We start from the raw sequence: 20,370 nt of genomic DNA, 5'->3' as shown, positions 1-20,370 counted from the left end.
ACCATCAGGTGACGGTGAACAGTACACTTTCATTAACAATAATACGGATAATCAAACCAACTGTTGCAGTTAGAAAATGATTTCATTATTCGTATTAGTACTAACTACGTCTGTTAAGAGAGGGCAGTGTCAAGACACTGCCCTTTCATAATTATAGTAGCGCCGGAATACCGTATTGGCCTTCAAGCATACCTACTGCCAGCATCGCTACAAAGCAGATGATAAGCACAGAGGCAGGGATAATAATACGATCCATGAACGATAGCTTTTTCGCTCGCTCTTTGTCACCAATCAGACCGTTGTTATCTAGCAACATCGTCAGTGCCCATGCCAATACAGGGTTTGCAACCGCTGAAGCAAAGATACAGATACCAGCCGCCTGTGAATCTTTAGTGTCTTTAACCATCTGCATACCAGCTTCAAGCAGTGGCAAGAATACACCCACAAGAAGTGCGATACGCATTACTGGTGGCCATACCGCTACATCCATTGGGAAACCAAGGATTGCGATAAGCATAACCAAACAGCCAAGAACAATCGCACCGCCAGGGATAGGGCGCTTCGCGATTGCCGCAGGGATCATATAAGTACCCCAAGATGATGTAATGTTACCACCACCAACAGCTGTACCCACCATTTGACGGATTGAACACATTGTCATCGTGTCATCCACATCCATAAGAACCTTGTCAGTACCACGAGGGTAGTTCAGCTCTTGGAAGATACGGTGGCCTAGGAAGTCAGGTGACCACATTGCAACAGCCAGAATGGCAAATGGTAGTGATGCAATGAAATGCTGTAGATTTGGAAGACCAAGCATCCAACCTTCAGTCGTAGAACCCCACCAGTAAACAGGGTTCAGGTTTGGCAGACCCATTTCGGTTTCGAAGGTTAGATCAAAGCCTGCACCAAATGCAAGTGCAACGAGAAGTCCCGTTACTGCACAGGCAGGGATCGCCAACCAGCGTTTGTTGATTTTTGCTAGGAATGCATAAAGCACAATGTTAACCGCCAGCACAACCAGGCCGACATAGCCCAGGCTGCCTTTGGCTATTTCAGCGCTTTCCAGTCCGGTAGCCCAATTTTGGATTTGGCCAATCTGGCTCATCGCCCCGGTAAATCCGAGGAATACCAGCAAACCACCGGCAACCCCTTCCCCGGTCAGGTTGACCAGTTTGGAACCGCCCTTAAAGTAGCTAAGTAACAGACCGAATACACCAAGAAGGATAGCAAGAGCAAGAGGGTGTGCACCGGCAAGGGCAATGGTACCGATCAATGGGATCATTGGACCGTGGTTACCTGCCAGGTTGGCGCGAGGGTTGATGAATCCGGAGGCTAGAACGCAGAACAGAAGAGCAGGGATGAGCATTTCAACTCGTGCTACTTCAATGGCGAATTCTTTGCCGAGGTTGATATGGTCCCAAGCTTCGGTCAGGCCATCGGCCCAAGACATCATTACCGCAGAGTACATCGCGATAATACCGATAGTACCGGCTAGGGCTGGGACTAAATCTTCAAGCTCAAAACGGAAGTCACGGCCTGGCAGGTTAAGACCAAAGCGGCGTGGCTTCATGATTTTCAGCTCATGATCAAGATAGTCAGAGCGACTTGAGAAGTCAGAGGCAGGGCGGTGTAGCTCCTGATAACTTCTTTCTTCAGATGACATAAGTGCCTCGTTCTACGTTTAAATAATTATTGTATTTAGTGCTTGTAACTCTAATGCGCTTACCTGGAAATTCAACCCTCCCAGGTGCGAGCTATTCTAGGTGTAATTATATTTCACCAAATTTTACCGAAGTGTACCGCTTGGTCCGTTTCAGGGAATTGATCTTGATCACTACGCTTAAAAAAATGTAGGAAAAAAACCAAAAAAAATTGAGTGAGAAGAGGTTTTGTTATGAGAAATGAAAGAAGTTATATAACAAAAGTAAAACTGTGAACGTGCTCGCAAATGGTGCTTTTGGTGGTAAATTGCTGTTTTTAAGGGCTTTTTGCTCCTGAGTCCCGTGAATTACGGTTTACAGGGTTAACTACACCAAAAGTGGCAGTCTTCGTCACTATTTTTGAATCGAGTAATTGGCTTGTAGAAATAGTCATAAAAAAAGCCAGCAATCCCATTTCTGGCTTTTCTGGCGATTAAGCTGCAGCTCTGTAATAAAATTACTGCCTTTGCATGTTATCCGTTGAAGCATGTGGAATGGCACTGGTTTACTGCTGCATTAACAGCGTAGCAGAGAGATAGGCGAAATGTGATGTTGTGAATGGTAGGAGGAAGTGGCGTCCTTGCCACTTGCGGTATTATCGCTCTGCGACTTGAAATTCACCGAGCTGGTTTTTCTGGTTTTCTGCCAGCTGTGACAAGTGGCTGCTCGCTTCGGCTGTCTGGCTGATACCGGCTACGTTCTGACTGATAATGTCATTAATAGTGTTGATATTAAGGGTAATATCATCAATAGCCCGGCTTTGTTCGTCGACCGAAGCGGTGACATCACCGTTGACATGGCTGATATGCTCTAGAGCCTGGGTAATGGATTCAATTTGGTTGCTGGTCTGTTCTGCTATCTCGCTGTTGGCTTTGACTTTGCTCAAGCTGTTGTTGACGGCATCGACCACGGCAGAGGATTTATGCTGAAGCTGTTCGATAATCGTTTGGATCTGTTGGGTGGAATCCTGGGTCTTGGCGGCAAGAACCCTGACTTCATCAGCGACCACGGCAAATCCGCGACCGCTTTCTCCGGCGCGTGCTGCTTCAATCGCGGCGTTGAGCGCCAGAAGGTTAGTTTGTTCGGAAATGCTGTCAATGACCGTGATGACCTCACTGATTTTAATGCTTTGTTCGTTGAGATCAGTAACCTGCGTTGACGTTTCGTCAAGCTGCAAGGCTAATTCTTGAGTCAGCTGACGGGAATGCTGGGCAATCTCGGTACTTTCTGCACCCATAGTAAGTGCCTGTTGGGCACTCTCATCTGCTGTTTTAGCATAACCGTCTACTTGCGATGCGGCAGCAGACAACTCTGTCACGGCGGCCGCAATTTGTTCTACCTGCTGTTGCTGCTCGCGGCCGTTGACTTCGCTTTGGGTCATCACAGCGGCTAGTTCTGTCGAAGAGGTCGCCACTTCGTCACTGACACCACGAAGTGAGCGGATTGTTTGTGCTAGTTGGGAGATCGCATCATCAAGACTGTCGCCTAGTAGACCAATTTCATTTTTTCCCTTGATGTTTGTTCGGGCATTAAGGTTACCGTCGGCGAGCTCTTTAACTGCCTGATAAAGAGAACTCATTACTCCACTAATTGCATTTGATAGAAAAATGCTAATCGTTAAGGCTAATACGGTTGCAATTGCTGTCGCAGTTAACTGGCTTGTTGTAACTGATTGCAATAGCTCAGAACTTTTATCAGATAAATCTTCTGTTTTATGAATTGAGGCTTCCGCCAAAGAGGTAATGATCTTGGTGTTATTATTACCCAGTTCAATCATACGATTGGCTGTTGCTTTCTTGTCTTTCTGTAGCTGGATAATTTCCTTTAGCTGTAGTTCCCAAAGCTTGGCATTATTAATTACAGTTTCTGCTTCCGGCCAGTGGTTGAAGTTTTTGAAATAAGCATTTAATTCTCGAGCGTATTCCAATGTCTTTTTTGTATCTTGTTGGCTTTGGCCTTTGACTCCGACGGCAAGGTGATAAAGCATTAATCCAGCAGTATCTGATATATCAGACAATTTTTGGGTCCAAAGGTCGATATCATCAGTGTTTCTATTCTTCGCTATTAATGAATCGGTGGCGGTGATATCGGTAGTGATCCAACTGGTTGCATCATAAATCTTGATGATTTTCTGGCGTTGTTCTCTGAGTTGTTCTGAAGCCTGGACATACAACTTGTAGTTATTGACGAAGGTATCTAACGACTGTTTGGCCTGTGGAGTCAGGGCACGGTTATCTGTTTGCATCAAGGCACTATAACTACGCTTTACTTTGGTTAGGTTTTCACCGTTGACACTAACCATTTCATCCATACGCTCATAAAAGCCAAGCGCATAAATCGATTTCATTCGACTTACATCCTGTAAGTCCTGAAATTCTTTCATGGTACTGTTAAAAGCGATGAAGTCATTGACCTTATTCGTGTTGGTTTCAACTTCAGATAATAGATTCTGGCTGATTATTATTGTAATAATAAAGCATAGAACAGCAAATGCTGATGATAACGAAAGGAGTATTCGTAAAGGAAGGTTTTTAATTGTATTTAGCATAATTACTCAACGTAAAAATAAAGAGCGTCACTTGGTAGCGACACTGATTATGGTAATTGGTATTATTGTTGCATATTGATATAACATCGGCGCAAGCAATGGAATTGTCCGTTATTATATAGCCAGCAAGTTTAACTTAATAGAGTTATTATATTTATCTATTGTTAGTACGTATCTAAAAATAAAATAGATTAACTTTTTATTTTAAATAATATGAAATAAAATTATATATATTGCCTTATATCTACATTGTCATCTAAGGTATTATTGTCATGAATAATAAATATAATAATGACATCAATACTTTATTGATGGACCGTAAGATTGTCATAGCTTATCTATTGTTCAATAAAGCATGGTGAATTTTCATACTATATTGTCTTGTACTTTATATGGACGTGTTCCGACTTGGCATATTAGTATGCTGTGTAAGTAATATTTTGCTCTCCAGAGGGATAAGTTATCTGTGCCTAAAAAAGTAAATGCTGACTTTTTGACCGTCGTCCCATATTGAAATCACACCAAGTGAAAGTAATCACAGTTAAATTTCCCATGCTATAGCAGAATGAATTGGTCAGATGAGTATAGTTCAATGCTTTATTCTGATTACTGATAATTATTCATTACTTTAGCCCGCTATTTTTGATTAATGCAGACTAAACAAGATGAGAATAAGAGGGATACGATGAAAGCAACGATAGCATCAAATATAAACGCAATGCGTGATGACTATATTGCCGCAGTGAAGCGTTTAGTTGCCATACCCAGTGTTTACCAGGATGACGACAGTGATACACCATTTGGGCAACCTATAGATGATTGCTTAACGGAAACCCTGCAGTTCTGCCATGAACTGGGGTTTGCGATCTATAAAGATCATAAAGGCTATTACGGTTACGCTGAGATTGGCGACGGTGAGCAGATGATTGGTGTGCTGGGTCACTTGGATGTTGTGCCTACCGGCGAGCTTTCGGCCTGGGACTCAGCACCATTTGAACCGGAAATCCGAGATGGCAAGCTTTATGGCCGGGGCACTCAGGATGACAAAGGCCCAACGTTGGCTGCCATCTTTGCCGTCAAGGCACTGATTGATAGCGGAATAAAGCTGAACAAACGGATTCGGTTTATTTTCGGTACCGATGAAGAAACATTATGGCGTTGTATTGACCGTTACCTAGAAAAAGAAGAAGTCCCGCAGTGCGGCTTTACGCCGGATTCTGCATTCCCATTGATCCATGCGGAAAAAATGCTGATCCAGTCCTGGCTTCATGGCCCGGGTGATGAGTTGCTGCAACTGGATTGTGGTGGTGCATTGAATGCGGTGCCTGATTTGGCGAAATATGAAGGGCCGCTTTGGGAAGAGCTTGCCACCAAGCTGGATGAGCTTGGTTTTGATTTTACCGCCGAGGATGCCGAAGTGACGGTATTTGGTAAAGCGGCTCATTCCGCGGCAGCCGACATCAAAGGTGTCAATGCTATTGCCCGCCTGTGTATTGCTCTGAACGAACTAGGCATTACTCACCCGGCAATACGCTTTGTGGCCGAGCAGATTGGCCAGGATGCCAATGCCAAAGAGATTTTTGGTCCTGTTGAGGATGTTAGCGGCAGACTAACCTTTAATGTCGCCCAGCTCTGCATTGATTCTCAGCACAGCAAGCTAGGAATTGATATTCGGGTGCCGGTGACTTTCAGCAAAGACAATTTTGACAGCGATATAGAGGCTGTCACCGAGCAGTATGATCTTCAATATGAAGAATTTGATGTTTTGCCATCACTGTATATGCCGGCAGAAAGCCCGGTTATTCAGACGTTGATGGCTGCTTATCAGGAAATAAGCGGTGATCTGGAAAGCCAGCCTATGACCTCTGGGGGCGCAACTTATGCTCGCGCAATCCCCAACTGTGTTGCCTATGGGGCTATTTTTCCCGGTCGTGACAAAGTTGAGCATATGCCCAACGAGTACCTCATCATTGATGACATGCTTAAGGCGATGAACGTGTATGCAAATGCGATCTATCAATTGCAGGGAGTAGAGCTATGACCACAGCAACTGAGGCCGGCAAAGTGAAAAAATCATTCAAAATGCCAACGGTTTACACCATTCTCTTTATTATCATTGCCCTCGTGGCATTGCTAACCTGGATTATGCCTGCCGGTAAATACGATTATATCGTTAACGGTACCGATCAGATTATTCCGGCTGCGGAAGTGCTTGATTATGATGGCGGGGAACGCTTGTTGCCGGTCCCGGGCTCTTATCAGGAGCTGGAATCGTCGCCGCAAGGATTCATTGATGTGCTGATGGCACCGATCAAAGGCTTCCATAAGGCGGTAGATGTTGCGCTGTTCGTCTTGGTGATCGGCGGGTTCCTGGCCGTGACCATGCGCACCGGTGCAATGGACTCCGGTGTGGCAGCAATTGTGCGTAAATTCCACGGTCGTGAGCAGATGATGATCCCGGTATTGATCAGTTTGTTCGCACTGGGGGGCTCAACCTACGGGATGGCGGAAGAAACGGTGGCTTTCTGGGCCGTGATATTGCCTGTAATGGCAGCCGCCGGTTACGACCGTATGGTAGCTGCAGGTATCATTCTGCTCGGTTCGGGTGTCGGGGTATTGGCATCAACCGTTAACCCGTTTGCTACAGGTATTGCATCCGGCTTTGCCGACTTGCCAATTGGCGAAGGGATTGGATTACGTGTGGTTCAGCTGGTGATTTTGATTGCACTGGCTTCCTGGTTTGTGATGCGCTATGCCTCGAAGGTCAAAGCTGACAAGTCGCAGTCAGTGCTTGCTGACATTGAGTTCAACGATGAGTTTTCTCATGTAAGTGAAGACACCGGTGAGTTCACGACCAAGCAAAAACTGACGATGAGCGTGTTCTTCGGTGCTTTCCTGGTGATGATCTACGGTGTGATCCCATGGGAAGACATGGGGATTACTGCTATCCCGACTCTGTGGTGGTGGTTTGATGAACTATCGACTCTCTTCTTGGCTTCTGCCATCTTGATTGCGCTGATCAACCGGATGTCCGAAGGCGATTTTATCAAGACCTTCCTTGAAGGGGCCAAAGATCTGATCGGCGTTGCATTGGTGGTTGCGGTTGCCCGTGGTATCTATGTTGTGATGGATAACGGTGTGATCATCGACACAATTCTTAACTGGGCTGAAGGTGCCGTTACTGGCTTGTCGTCTGGTGTGTTTGTTGTGGTGACGTACTTTGTCCACATTGTATTGAGCTTCTTTATTCCATCAACATCGGGTTTAGCAACGGTCTCTATGCCTTTGATGGCACCATTGGCTGACTTCTCTGGCATTGGCCGTGATTTGATCATTACTGCTTACCAGTCTGCAAGTGGCTGGATCAATCTCTTTGCGCCGACGGCGGGTCACCTTGTTGCCGGTTTGGCCTTGGCGAAAATCCCTTATGAGCGTTTCCTGAAATGGGTGATGCCGTTTGTGATCATAGTGCTAGTGGTGACGGTTATCGTTCTATTTGCCGGTGCCGCGATGGTGTAATCGCAGGATGCCGAAGCTTGGAACCGAGTTTCTAGGTTCTAGGTTATAGGATTTAGGCGAGAGTCAAGAAAGGTGAGTTCGACGTTCAGTCGGGCTTGCCTTTTTCTTTTCTTGGAATACAAGATTGAGCGCTAGGGCTGTTAATTTATTTCTGGTATTATCGAAATATAAACGTATGACGGAATTGATTATGGAACTGGAAATTGTTGCTAAGGCATTGAAAGAGCTTGGGCACCCAACGCGACTGCGAGTGTATAAACATTTAGTGAAATCGGGGCATAACGGGTTGCCTGTCGGTAAGCTGCAGGAAGAGCTTGGCATACCAGGTTCGACATTGTCACACCATATCTCTGGACTTGTCTCTGCCGGTCTGGTTCAACAACAGCGAGAGGGGAGAACACTGTATTGCATCCCGCAATATGACATGTTGGAAGGGGTCGTCGGCTTTTTGCAGGATGAGTGTTGTAGTAGTCAACCGTCGAATGACGAGAAAGTGTAGGTCACACTTCCCCCGAGTATATAATCCAGTTACTCTTTCGGTCGCAAGGCAAGCACGTGCAATAACCTTTCCGGTGCCTGTGGCCAAATGAGTGGGCTAGCGACAGGGTTATTTTCATTGAACCAGCCGGTAAAACGCTGAGTGTTATACTGATAAAACTGCACGGTATTGTAGAGCGGAACCGTAACTTGCTGACCGGCGACAATCTCGTTGAGTTCGCGAATAATAGCCAGTCGCTGATGAGCGGTTGAGACTGTCGGAAATTGTGCGAGCAGTTCATCGACCCGAGAGCTTTGGTAGAAGTGCATTGCATAGCGCGGATACTGCGGGGCTTGATAGCGGCTATTGAAGGCGGAATCGAAGTACTTAAACGGCGTAGGGCCCTGTGGATAGTTAGTAAGGGCCAAGGTATAGTCGCCTGCAGTCAAGCGATCCACGAAGTGATTAAAACCCACCTCTACCGGATGAACTTTAATGCCAATGTACTCCATCATGTCCGCCAGTAGCAGGGCAGTGATATTAAAATCTGACCAGCCTTTTGGTGTCAGGATCGTCAGCTCAAACTTGTTACCTGATGGAAGTTCTCGCCAGCCGTCACCATTTTTATCTGTGATACCCAGGGATGACAGCTGATCTTTTGCCAACTCCGGATTGTGTGTCATATAAGGTAGGTATTTTTCAGTCGCGATCGGATCGGCCCAATGGGCAAAGCGTTGGCTCATTCCTGAGGCAAGAGTTGACGGCACACCTTGGCCAAAGGCGGCGAGATCAATCAGCTGTTGTCGTTGTACCGACATTGACACTGCCCGACGAAATTCCACCTTATCAAAGATCGCTCTGATTTCCGGATCGGCAGTCTTGAAGTTAAACAGCAGGCTGATTGGGCTGGAAGGTGGCAGCCAGTATTTAAAATCCGGTGAATAGGATGCATATTGGCGTTCTATATCCGGAATAAACGAGCCTGCCCAGTCAAACTCCCCTTTTTCTATTCGCGCAATAAAATCGTCATTGTTGGTCACTTTCGGATAGCGAAGGCAATCGATGTGGCGCTTATCTGCTTGCCAGTAGAACGGATTGTTGCACTGCAAATAGCCATTTTCATTTAAGGCTTCTATCTGGGTGTAAGGCCCGGTACCAATTGGTTCGACATTTGTGAATGAGGCTGGGTTTGCAATACTTTCCCATTGATGCTTGGGAACAATCGGCAGTAACACCAAGGTATATGCCACCAGCGCATTGGGTTTGGTGAGCTTGAAATAGACCTCTGTGGCTCCACGGCGATGAACACTTTCTACCCATTGACTTATGCCGTGTGAATCAAGCTTTGGGTATTTTTGTGCTAGTGAAAACGAAAAAACAACATCATCAGCGGTGAATGGTTTTCCATCTGACCAAGTGACATTATTCCTTAGAGTAAAAGTGATCCCTTTGAGATTTTGATCCAGCTGGTAACCCGTAGCAAGTCGGTATTCAGGCTTGTTGTTTTGCAGGGTATTGAAAATGATTAGTGGTTCAAAAATGAACTCATGCGTCGTTGGCATGCTAGCTTTTGAATATGGATTAAAATTGGCAGTAACCCTATTCGTATACGAGGGGACAACAGTCAGAATACTACGACTTTTCTGCTCAGATATTGATGCGTATAAATGACTGGAAAACAAAGTCAAACCAATTAGTAACAGCCGAATGATAAGGTGAGTAACTTGATTGAAAGAGGCTTTAAACATATACCAATCCGGTAAGACTTGCGCTATGACGATTTTATCGCAACAACCTACCTTAAGTCGGAGCTATTATCAAATAGCCAAATTTGCTCGATAACTGACTAATTATGCACGCTATTTAACTGTTGATTCCGGGTGGTTTTAGGTTAACAAAATGTTGCCAATTGTGGTTTGTGGTGATACCTTCGATGAAGTGCTCGGAAAACAGACTAAATCTCTTTAACTGGTTTTATGTGCCAGTTGGCCGAATCAATGGTCACCGAGAGTCGTTAAAGAGCTTAATTTCCCAATTCACGGAGCAACAGGAGTTAGCGCGCATGGCAGATGTAGTGGCGCTTGATGTAAAGGAACTGCATAAGTCTTTTGGTCAGAATGAAGTCCTAAAAGGTATTTCACTGACGGCTCATCGTGGCGATGTCATTTCAATTATAGGTTCTTCCGGTTCAGGAAAGAGTACATTCCTTCGCTGCATCAATTTATTGGAAACGCCGACTCAGGGTGAAATCTGGGTGAATGGTGAATTGATAAAAATGAAGAATAATCGCCGGGGTGAGTTTTTACCGGTAGATGAAAAACAGGTGCAGCGAATCCGTTCTCGGTTAGCGATGGTTTTTCAGGGCTTCAACCTTTGGTCTCATATGACAGTACTGGGTAATGTCATTGAGGCGCCAATTCATGTGTTGGGTGTACCTAAAGCGGAAGCGATTGAAAAAGCCGAGGAAATACTGAAGAAAGTGGGCCTGTACGAGCGACGCAATTATTACCCCGGTCACCTTTCGGGAGGCCAACAGCAGCGGGCAGCAATAGCAAGAGCCTTGGCGGTCGACCCAGAGGTGATGTTATTTGACGAGCCTACATCAGCACTGGATCCCGAGCTGGTGGGCGAGGTACTGGGCGTAATGCAAGATTTGGCACAGGAAGGCCGAACAATGCTGGTGGTGACGCACGAAATGGCGTTTGCCCGTGATGTTTCAAATCAAGTGATGTTTTTACACCACGGGTTGGTTGAGGAGCAGGGGCATCCTGACAAGTTGTTCACCAACCCTGAATCAGAAAGGCTACAGCAATTTATCTCTTCAATTTACTAGACTGAAAGTTCGGTATTTTAATCACTGTGCTGGTTATGTTTGGGGACAGGCCGGTACAGATGCAAACACAACAGGAGTAGAAGATGAAAAAATGGATTTTGGCAGCTGCCGTGGTATCAGCACTAGGAGTGACATCAGTGCAGGCAAAAGACTGGAAAGTGGTACGTTTCGGTATCGAAGGTGCCTATCCTCCATTTAGCTGGACTGAGCCGAATGGCGAATTGAAAGGCTTCGACGTTGATATGGCCAATGCCCTGTGTAAAGAGTTGCAGGTGAAATGCAAGATTGTAGCCCAGGACTGGGATGGCATCATTCCTTCATTGTTGGCGCGTAAATATGACGCCATTATCGCGGCAATGTCCATCACTGAAGAACGCAAGAAGAAAGTTGACTTCACTGGCAAATACGCCCTTATTCCAAACAAGTTTGTTGCCAGGAAGGGTACTGATATTGAGTTTACCAAAGCCGGTCTGGAAGGTGTGAAGGTGGGCGTCCAGCGTGCGACAACCCATGATAAGTACCTGACTGACAACTTTGGTGGTTCGGTATCTATTGTTCGCTATGGTTCCTTTGATGATGCTTACCTGGATCTGAAAGCTGGCCGTATTGCAACTATCCTGGGCGATGCTTCTGCCCTGGAAGAAGGTTTACTGAATAAGAGCGGTGGCGATGGTTATGAGTTTATTGGTCCGGCGTTGACGGATCCGCAATGGTTTGGTGATGGTTTCGGCATTGCCGTGCGTAAGCAAGACAAAGACCTTACCAAGCAGCTGGATCAGGCTATTAAGTCTCTGCGTGAAAAAGGCGTTTACCAGGAAATCGCGGCGAAATACTTCGCCTATGATGTCTATGGGCAGTAAAGCGTTGTAGGTATAAGTGTCTAGAGGTGAGTTTCGAGCCGAGGTGCTCGTTACTCGTCTCTGGTTACTTTTCCCTTTGCAGTATAAAGGAGCAACCTTTTGTTAGATTTAAAAGGATATGAATGGTCACTGGTTGAAGGGGCATGGATTACCCTGCAGGTAGCTTTGCTATCGCTAGTGCTGGCCATGATCTTAGGTATGCTGGGTGCTTTGGCGAAGCTTTCTCCGTATCGCTGGGCGAGGGCGATAGCCACACTCTATACCACTGTGATCCGCGGGATCCCAGATTTGGTACTCATGATGCTGATCTTCTTCGGCGGGCAGATGTTGTTGAATGACAGCCTGTATAATATCAACGAGTGGCTTAATAACTACTTCACCTCATCGGATCCTAACCATGAGTGGACGGAGTATTTACCGGATTATATTGAAATTAGCCCGTTTGTGGCTGGTATCTTAACGATTGGTTTTATCTTTGGTGCCTATATGGCAGAAACGTTCCGCGGTGCGATTTTATCGGTTGATAAGGGGGAACTTGAAGCCGGAAAAGCCTATGGAATGAGCAGCTTTCTTTCCTTCTACCGTATTTTGTTGCCGCAGATGATCCGCCATGCATTACCCGGATTTGGCAACAACTGGTTGGTGTTGCTGAAAACGACCGCACTGGTATCGATCATTGGGCTCGATGATATGGTCCGTAAAGGCGCGTTGGCTGCGGGAACCACACAGATGCCATTTACCTTTTATATGACGGTTGCTGTTATTTTCCTTATCTTTACCTCTTTTTCCACATCGGCACTTAAGTGGGTAGAGCGTAAATTCAGTATTCACACGAGGTAAGTGATGGACTTTAGTATTCTTATCGAAAGCTGGCCACTGTACCTCGAAGGTTTCTATACCACGGTCTGGATGGTGTTTGTCGCCTTGGTTTTCGGCTTGCTGATTGCGGTTCCAATTGGCATTGCCAGAAACAGTAAACTGCCGGTGGTATTCGGACCTGCATGGGCTTTCATCTACTTTTTTCGAGGTACGCCGCTGCTAATCCAGCTGTACCTAATTTACTATGGGCTAAGCCAGCTGATTGTTGTTCAGGGAACTTTGTGGCAGGAAGCCTGGTTCTGTGCACTGTTTGCTTTTGTTCTAAATACCGCAGCCTACACAGCTGAGATTATACGCGGTGCAATCAACAGCATGCCAAAGGGCGAAATTGAAGCGGCAAAGGCTTATGGTATGAGTACACCTCAGGCATTTCGCCGAGTGATCCTGCCTAGCTCTCTCCGGAGAGCACTGCCGGCATACAGTAACGAAGTGATCTTTATGGTTCATGGTTCGGCTGTGGCGGGTATCGTCACCATCGTTGATCTGACGGGGGCGGCCCGAATTGTCAATTCACGTTACTATGCGCCATTTGAGTCATTTCTGTTTGCAGGCATTTGTTACATGATGCTTACTTTTGTCATCATCTGGGGTTTCAGAAAGCTGGAAGGGCACTGGATGAAGCATTTACGACCGTTGAGCTAGCATGAGCTCCTAGAATTTAGTTTCCGGGAAAAATAACAAGCATAAAAAAGCCCAGAAAATCTGGGCTTTTTGCTTTCTCTCGGTACGGTTATTTGAACGTAGACCAAATTGGCGCATGATCAGACGGCTTCTCGATGCCACGAAGCTCGTAATCGATCCCAGCTTCGACACAGCGCTCAGCCAGTGAAGGGGTCGCCAGTACGACATCAATGCGAAGGCCGCGGTTATCAACAAAGCCTTTGGATCGGTAATCAAACCACGAGAACTTGTCGTCAACATCAGGGTGAAGTTGGCGGAAGGTATCAACGAAACCCCAGTCCACCAGTTTTTTCAGCCACTCGCGCTCAATAGGCTGAAAGGAACATTTTCCCGTTTTTAGCCAGCGCTTGGCATTGGCCGGTCCGATGCCGATATCCAGATCGATTGGACTGATATTGATATCGCCCATCACAATCACTTCTTCTTCGTTGTTATGGTGGTCATTTAAGTAGCCCATTAGATCAGCATAGAATTTTTCTTTTGCCGGAAATTTCGTTTCATGGCTAATATTATCGCCTTGTGGGAAGTAGCCATTGAGGACGGTGATTTTTTTGCCGTTATCCTGCTCGAAGGTTGCCATGATCATACGGCGCTGGGCATCCTCTTCATCGTTCGGAAAGCCTTTTTTGACCTCGATAGGCTCGTGCTTGCAAAGCATTGCTACCCCGTAGTGCGCTTTTTGACCATGGTGGTAAACCTTGTAGCCCATAGCTTCGACATCTTCGAGAGGAAAGGCTTCATCGTGCACTTTGATTTCCTGAAGACCGATGACATCAGGCTGATGTTTGTCGATCAGTGCCTGAAGCTGGTGAAGACGAGCTCGGAGGCCGTTAATGTTGAAGGAGATGACTTTCATTTTATTTATTCCTAAATATTATCAGGCTGTTAACTGGCTGTGACCGGATTTTACCATACAACTGCAGAGGCGGTGAAAGAACTCCGTTGGTGACTGGGTTTATTTCTGGGAGAAAGGTAATTATAAATATTCGACGGTAATTAAAATCATGCTTTAAATGTATTATTAGGTGTGATAATTTTCGGTCCTTCTATTCAGCAAACCATAATAAATAAAAATGAAGTCAATAGATGATCTCGATATTCGGCTGTTAAAGCTATTTTTGGTAATTGTCGATAGTGGCGGGTTTTCTGCTGCCCAATATCAATTAAATATGCATCAATCAAGCATAAGTAAAAAAATGAGTGATCTGGAAACCCGTTTAGGTATGACATTATGTCAACGAGGAAGAGGAGGGTTTAATTTAACCAATGATGGCTTAAAGGTCTATGAAGCAAGTAAGAAACTATTTGAGCATATGAATGATTTTCAAGATGAAATCAATGATATTCGCAATGTGTCGAGTGGTAATATTCATATTGGCCTAACGGATAATCTAGCTACGAATAAAAACTGTCATATTCAGGCTGCAATCAGCAATTTTTGTGGGAAGTATTCAAAAGTAAATATTAATACTCATATTTTTGATACAAGTTTAATTGAAAAAAAGTTATTGGAAAATAAGTTTGATGTGGGAATCACATCTCCTGAAGTGTTCAAGAGTGGCCTTAAATACACCTATATTTTTAATGAGCAACAGCACTTATATTGCACCCCATCACACTCTATATTGGGTTTAGGGCGTACCGTTACAGCTGAAGATGTAGTAGCTCATCCTGTTGTTGACCGTGGCTTGGCCCATCCCGTCACACCGTTGAATCATGTCAAAGAGCTGTCATATAAATCAAAAACGACAAACATGGAAGCTACTGCACATATGATCCTTTCCGGGTATTTTATTGGGTATCTTCCGGAGCATTATGCACAGATATGGATTGATCGTCAGCAGCTGGTCAAAATACCCACAACAACAGAGTTGGAATATAAACCTGATTTTTATTTGACTTTTAATGATAAGCAGGATCAATCTTGTGCCGCTAAGGCTTTAGTCTCCGCTATAATAGATGCACATAATCTGAAGACGGACTGTTAATTGGAAATCCTTTATTAACAGCTGTTATAAATCACCTCTCTAGCTACGCAAGTAATATAAAACTGGTTGTATTGGGCTCGGGAATATTACGGGCAATATCTCTATTGCATCGTGATTCATAGGTTACTTTATTAATACGCCAAGTAGATATAATAAAATTGCTATTTAAGTTTGGAGATAAATAGATATAACTACGCATCGTTTAATTGTGGTTATTTTGAGGCTCCATCCTATGCGACACCCTTCTTTATCGTTTGATCTTGGTGTTATTGAAGACAATACCCGCATGTTGGCTCGTCTTTGTTGCGATAAAGGAGTTATTCCAGTTGGAATTTCCAAACTAGTAGAAGGCGTAGAATCCATTGCGCGTGCAATGATGTTTGGTGGTATCCAAACTATTGGCGACACACAAATTCAGAATCTGATCAAGCTTGCCGATCTGCCGTTACGAAAAATGTTGCTGCGACGGGTATTATTGTCGGAGGTTGACAATGTGATAGCACACACAGATATCTCTCTTCATACTGAGCGTTCGGTATTAGAGGCACTATCGAGGGCGGCCGTGGCCGCTAACAAGAGTCATGAGGTGATTCTCATGCATGATCTAGATAGCCTGTTCGATACCAGTGTCGTGGGTTCTGATACCGAAATGCTGGTGGAGCTGGTGTTGACGCTCCCCGGCCTGACGTTTGGTGGTATTAGCAGCTATTTAGCTTGCTTCGGTGAGAAGGAGTCCGCGACAGAAAATGGTTACTCGTTAGGTTATCAGGGTACTCTAACAACCTGGGCAAGTTGCCGTAACGTAGAAAACCTATCGGGTGAAAACCTATCGGGTGCAGGTATTGCGGGAGTTGTGCTGAGGATGCCGAGAAATGGAGCGCCTCGTTTGACTCAACTCCGTTTGGGGAGCTCTCTAATCATGGGGATTGGACTAAATGCGTCTTTAACCCCGGAGATGCCGCAATCTGCGATAAGCCTTCAGGCTGAAATTGTTGAAATAAAAGAAAAGTCTTCTGTTTATATGTATTCGATTCATGCCGAGCGAGCGAATGATGAACTTCAGTTCAGTGAGCGCGGAGTCAGGTTAAGAGCATTGTGCGCGATAGGCAAGCAAGATGTCGATATCGACCTACTTACACCTGTGGATGACGGCATTGTGATCGTCGGGGCGACTGATAACGTTTTAATTCTCGACATTACTGATGCGAATCGTCGTTATCAAATTGGTGAGCCGCTGAGCTTTCACCTTTCATACCATGGTGTAATGCAATGCATGGCATCGGAATCAGTAACAAAACACTACCGAAAATAATCGTGGTCGTTTCTCCCCTTGTTGCTGAACCTGCTTATTCAGAAACTTCGAACAATACCATCAAATAGTCGTTACCGACCTTCCGGAGCGAACCGCTTATACTCTTAGCTTGTTGGGGATAAGACAATTAATCGATGCGAGGTGAGTGTGATGGGTAAGTTGGTAAATGGCGTGTGGCGGGATGTTTGGTATGACACTGAATCCAGTGACGGTGAATTTGTCCGCGAAGATGCGGGATTCCGCCGTTGGTTAACAGTTGATGGCAGCAACGGGCCCGAGGGGCAACATGGCTTCAAGGCAGAGTCGGGGCGCTATCACCTTTATGTCTCGCTTGCTTGTCCTTGGGCACACAGAACATTAATTTTTCGCCAGCTTAAAGGGCTGGTCCCTCATATTGATATCACTGTTGTTAGCCCGGATATGGGCGAGCAAGGGTGGACGTTTGGTGAGCCAGAGCCGGTAAACGGTTTTCAGTTCATGCATCAGCTCTATACCAAAGCCAAGTCAGATTACACCGGTCGGGTAACGGTTCCTGTACTGTGGGACAAACAGACTCAGACAATTGTCAGTAATGAGTCATCTGAAATTATCCGGATGTTTAACACGGCGTTCAACGATATTACCGGCAATCAAGACGACTACTATCCGCAGGCACTGCGCGCTGATATAGAGAAGTGGAATGACTATATCTATCCAGCTATCAATAACGGTGTATACCGGTGTGGATTTGCGACTACACAGGAAGCCTATGACGCTGCTTTCGAACAACTGTTTACAGCGCTAGACAAGATTGAAAGTCATCTGGCTGGTAGCCGCTATCTGACTGGGGACTCATTGACTGAAGCAGATTGGCGTCTCTTCACGACCTTAGTTCGGTTTGATGCGGTCTATGTCGGTCACTTTAAATGCAACCTGAAGCGAATTGCCGATTACCCTAATATTCAAGACTACCTGAAAGAGCTTTACCAATATCCAGGGGTGGCAGAAACGGTTGATTTCCACCATACCAAACGTCATTACTACTTCAGCCATACAGTGATCAACCCAACACAAATTGTTCCGCTAGGACCTGAGCTGGACTTACTGTCAGCACATGGTCGCGACAGACTTTGAACTGTTCCTAAGCCGATTGGCTAGCTGGCAAGTGCTGTTGGAGTCTTGGCAAGCAGATAACGGTTAGCTCTGTTTTTATAAGTCAGTGCAATATGTTTTTGGCGAGGAGAGCTGTGTGGCTCACTCATCTGGCTGAGCAGTCGATCTCGCCACTGCGTTAAGTCATCGGGCAGAGGCATGGAAGATACGGCTTGGAGGCTTTGCCGTACTTTAGCTTCGTCAAAATCTTTTAATTGATAAAGGCAGTGCAACCGACCTATATGTGCTTCGCTGCAATAGGGGTAATCTATAAGAATTTGTTCATAGAGAACCAGCGCCTGATCGGCTTGCTGGTCACTGGCAAGTTGATAGCAATGAGCCAGGGCTTTTTCCAGATTTTTGACTGATTGCATCAAGGCCTCATTGCTTCTTAGCGCGTTAAGACGATTCTGACTGTGGCCGTCAAGCTGATCCCTTAGCTTCAAGGCTCGGTATATTTCACCAATAACCTTTGTTTCACCAAAATGCACCAAGGCAGGTAATACATCGGCAAGAATGACCGAGGGCAGCTTGGTAATGGTGTCGAAGTAGGTCGATAACCCAAGCATCAGTCGCCGCTTGGCCTTGAGGGGTTGCTCTTGAGCCAGGTAGAGTCTGGCAAGCGTAATATGGCCAAAGCAATCCAGGAAGGGTTGCTGAACAGGCAGCAGCCTTGAATGGGCACGGTGATGGATGGTTTTTAGTTCCAGCCTTAGCTGCCTGCGATTTTTACTAGAGTGCTGAGAAAAGTAAAGTTGCTCAAATATGGCCGTAAACTCCGCAAAACGGATAATCCAGCCTACATCGATAATGGGAAGTCTTGCAGCAAGTGTTTTTCCTGCGGCAACAAGGCTGTCATCTTTGTTGAGATCGGCTGCCAACTGGGCAACGTTCAATGCCCGGTGACTGATACTTGGCGTGAGGCGCAAGGCTGTTTCGGCTGTAGTCAACGCATCGTAATAGTGTTTGCTCTCTGCCTGGTAGTTAGATAGGCAGTCGTAGGCATCGATGATAAGCGGAGAGCGCTTGATGAGTTGCTCAAGTACGGCGATAGCTTCTGCTAATTTACCCTTGTGATGCAACAGGCGTGCTTCAACCAGGTTTATTTTATGGGTGGAATTTTCTTTCTTTAGAATATCGGTAATCTGTTCGACTTGCTCCCATTGCTCTGATTCAATGAGCAGATCCAGCAGCAGTGCCTCGATTCGATGGTTATGCCCCAATTCCCTGAGTTTCTTTTTACATAGCTCTATTGCCTCAGCAATCCCGAGGGTCTCTAGTGCTTCGTAGATAGGTTTGCGTTCAATACAGGCGGTACGTACTTCAGTCAGCTTTTTTTTGATAACCGACAATGTAACCGGCTTGGTCATGAAGCTATCAGGTTCTACCGCCATCGAGGTTAGGATCACCTCGGTAGAATTATCGCCGGAGATCATGATGATGCCGCAGTCTGCCGATATGTATTTCCGCCTTCTCAGCAGGCAGAGCAGCTCGAAACCATTGAGGGTAGCATCGAGGTGGTAGTCGGTTAGCAACAGGTCATAATGATTTTTTTTGCAGCTTTCGATTGCGTTCTGATGGGTCTGCGAGATGTCGATATTGCTAACGCCTAGGCTGTTCAGCAGGCTTTTTAACATCAACGCAGCAGAACGCTGATCATCAATAATCAGTACTTTTAACTTGCTGAAATCAATATTAATTAGCTGAATGTTGTTGCTCTGGGCCATAACACATCCTTGCGTTAGCATCAAATATGCACTTGGTTTTACTTTAGCGCAATTTGTTGAATCTGTTTTGTTTCAAAAGAGAGATTCTTGTTATATATGGTAGTCTTTTTTTGAGCCGCTATAACAAAAAAGATTGCACAGAAAGACAGAAGCAAAAAAGCCAGTTGCTTGCGCAACTGGCTTATAAATGATGGTGGAGGGAGTGGATTCGAACCATCGAAGGCGGAGCCGTCAGATTTACAGTCTGATCCCTTTGGCCACTCGGGAACCCCTCCACGGGGTGTTGCTAGTTGTTGGCTTTCAAAGCCAGAAAACTGTCGGCCACTCTRCTGAGYTAAACAATTTTCAAAATGATGGTGGAGGGAGATGGATTCGAACCATCGAAGGCGGAGCCGTCAGATTTACAGTCTGATCCCTTTGGCCACTCGGGAACCCCTCCACGGGGTGTTGCTTTGCTAACAAACTATCGAAAGCTTGTTTAGCATGAAAGACGTACCTTACAACAAATAAGGAACAGCTTTCAAGAAGAATGGTGGAGGGGGAAGGATTCGAACCTTCGAAGGCGGAGCCGTCAGATTTACAGTCTGATCCCTTTGGCCACTCGGGAACCCCTCCACAAGTGCGGTGCGGATAATATCAAACAATACGTTGCTGTAAACCCTTTTCCTGCGAAATTCTGTCTGCATGCTGTTATTTTCATCATATTGTTGC

General features: G+C 45.6%; 15 protein-coding genes and 3 tRNA genes. 10 read left to right on the top strand and 8 right to left on the bottom strand.

What is annotated here, in order from left to right; translation table 11 throughout:
• Nucleotides 1-151: 151 nt before the first annotated feature.
• Both EDI28_RS21660 and EDI28_RS21655 read right to left on the bottom strand, forming a co-directional pair.
• Nucleotides 152-1,666, bottom strand: a complete 1,515-nt coding sequence (locus EDI28_RS21660; RefSeq protein WP_128785967.1) for a DUF3360 family protein — start codon at nt 1,664-1,666, stop codon at nt 152-154.
• A 632-nt stretch (nt 1,667-2,298) separates the two neighbouring features.
• Nucleotides 2,299-4,050, bottom strand: a complete 1,752-nt coding sequence (locus EDI28_RS21655; protein WP_233353491.1) for a methyl-accepting chemotaxis protein — start codon at nt 4,048-4,050, stop codon at nt 2,299-2,301.
• 886 nt (nt 4,051-4,936) lie between these two features.
• Between EDI28_RS21655 and EDI28_RS21650 the strand changes: the two genes are divergently transcribed.
• The 3 genes from EDI28_RS21650 (at nt 4,937) to EDI28_RS21640 (ending at nt 8,269) form a co-directional block, all read left to right on the top strand.
• Nucleotides 4,937-6,292, top strand: coding sequence for a M20 family metallopeptidase (locus EDI28_RS21650; protein ID WP_128785965.1), 1,356 nt, complete (start codon nt 4,937-4,939; stop codon nt 6,290-6,292).
• Nucleotides 6,289-7,770 carry a YfcC family protein gene (locus EDI28_RS21645; protein WP_128785964.1) on the top strand — a complete coding sequence of 494 codons (1,482 nt, stop codon included), beginning with the start codon at nt 6,289-6,291 and terminating at the stop codon, nt 7,768-7,770. The genes EDI28_RS21650 and EDI28_RS21645 overlap by 4 nt, the downstream gene beginning before the upstream one ends.
• Before the next feature lie 190 nt (nt 7,771-7,960).
• Entirely contained in the window at nt 7,961-8,269 is a 309-nt protein-coding gene (locus EDI28_RS21640) for an ArsR/SmtB family transcription factor (RefSeq protein ID WP_128785963.1), read from the top strand.
• 29 nt (nt 8,270-8,298) lie between these two features.
• Here EDI28_RS21640 and EDI28_RS21635 read toward each other — a convergent pair whose 3' ends face one another.
• On the bottom strand, nt 8,299-9,810 hold the full coding sequence (locus EDI28_RS21635) for an ABC transporter substrate-binding protein (RefSeq protein ID WP_233353490.1): 1,512 nt from the start codon (nt 9,808-9,810) through the stop codon (nt 8,299-8,301).
• 500 nt (nt 9,811-10,310) lie between these two features.
• Here EDI28_RS21635 and EDI28_RS21630 point away from each other — a divergent pair, with 500 nt between their 5' ends.
• From EDI28_RS21630 to EDI28_RS21615, 4 genes are all read left to right on the top strand, one after another.
• Nucleotides 10,311-11,081: an ABC transporter ATP-binding protein gene (locus EDI28_RS21630; RefSeq protein WP_128785961.1), complete on the top strand. Its 771-nt coding sequence runs from the start codon at nt 10,311-10,313 to the stop codon at nt 11,079-11,081.
• An 83-nt stretch (nt 11,082-11,164) separates the two neighbouring features.
• Nucleotides 11,165-11,941: an ABC transporter substrate-binding protein gene (locus EDI28_RS21625; RefSeq protein WP_128785960.1), complete on the top strand. Its 777-nt coding sequence runs from the start codon at nt 11,165-11,167 to the stop codon at nt 11,939-11,941.
• A 99-nt stretch (nt 11,942-12,040) separates the two neighbouring features.
• A complete protein-coding gene (locus tag EDI28_RS21620) occupies nt 12,041-12,781 on the top strand; it encodes an ABC transporter permease (RefSeq protein WP_128785959.1) in 741 nt (246 codons plus the stop codon).
• Nucleotides 12,782-12,784: 3 nt separating this feature from the next.
• Nucleotides 12,785-13,462 carry an ABC transporter permease gene (locus EDI28_RS21615; RefSeq protein ID WP_128785958.1) on the top strand — a complete coding sequence of 226 codons (678 nt, stop codon included), beginning with the start codon at nt 12,785-12,787 and terminating at the stop codon, nt 13,460-13,462.
• Nucleotides 13,463-13,550: 88 nt separating this feature from the next.
• Here EDI28_RS21615 and xthA read toward each other — a convergent pair whose 3' ends face one another.
• Entirely contained in the window at nt 13,551-14,357 is an 807-nt protein-coding gene (xthA, locus tag EDI28_RS21610; RefSeq protein WP_128785957.1) for an exodeoxyribonuclease III, read from the bottom strand.
• 217 nt (nt 14,358-14,574) lie between these two features.
• On the opposite strand from xthA, the gene EDI28_RS21605 reads away from it, so the two are divergent.
• The 3 genes from EDI28_RS21605 (at nt 14,575) to EDI28_RS21595 (ending at nt 17,914) form a co-directional block, all read left to right on the top strand.
• Entirely contained in the window at nt 14,575-15,489 is a 915-nt protein-coding gene (locus EDI28_RS21605) for a LysR family transcriptional regulator (protein WP_128785956.1), read from the top strand.
• A gap of 232 nt (nt 15,490-15,721) precedes the next feature.
• On the top strand, nt 15,722-16,801 hold the full coding sequence (locus EDI28_RS21600) for an alanine racemase (RefSeq protein ID WP_128785955.1): 1,080 nt from the start codon (nt 15,722-15,724) through the stop codon (nt 16,799-16,801).
• A gap of 150 nt (nt 16,802-16,951) precedes the next feature.
• Nucleotides 16,952-17,914: a glutathione S-transferase family protein gene (locus tag EDI28_RS21595; protein WP_128785954.1), complete on the top strand. Its 963-nt coding sequence runs from the start codon at nt 16,952-16,954 to the stop codon at nt 17,912-17,914.
• Between the two features lie 20 nt (nt 17,915-17,934).
• Here EDI28_RS21595 and EDI28_RS21590 read toward each other — a convergent pair whose 3' ends face one another.
• From EDI28_RS21590 to EDI28_RS21575, 4 genes are all read right to left on the bottom strand, one after another.
• Entirely contained in the window at nt 17,935-19,659 is a 1,725-nt protein-coding gene (locus tag EDI28_RS21590; protein WP_128785953.1) for a response regulator, read from the bottom strand.
• Between the two features lie 191 nt (nt 19,660-19,850).
• Nucleotides 19,851-19,934 (bottom strand) — tRNA-Tyr (locus tag EDI28_RS21585).
• A 79-nt stretch (nt 19,935-20,013) separates the two neighbouring features.
• Nucleotides 20,014-20,098 (bottom strand) — tRNA-Tyr (locus EDI28_RS21580).
• A gap of 91 nt (nt 20,099-20,189) precedes the next feature.
• A tRNA-Tyr gene (locus EDI28_RS21575) sits at nt 20,190-20,274 on the bottom strand.
• Nucleotides 20,275-20,370: the final 96 nt, after the last annotated feature.

Origin of the sequence: Photobacterium chitinilyticum, from assembly GCF_004104355.1 — a bacterium.
In the GTDB taxonomy this organism is placed as follows: Bacteria; Pseudomonadota; Gammaproteobacteria; order Enterobacterales; family Vibrionaceae; genus Photobacterium; species Photobacterium chitinilyticum.
This window is presented reverse-complemented; position numbering and strand designations above follow the sequence as displayed.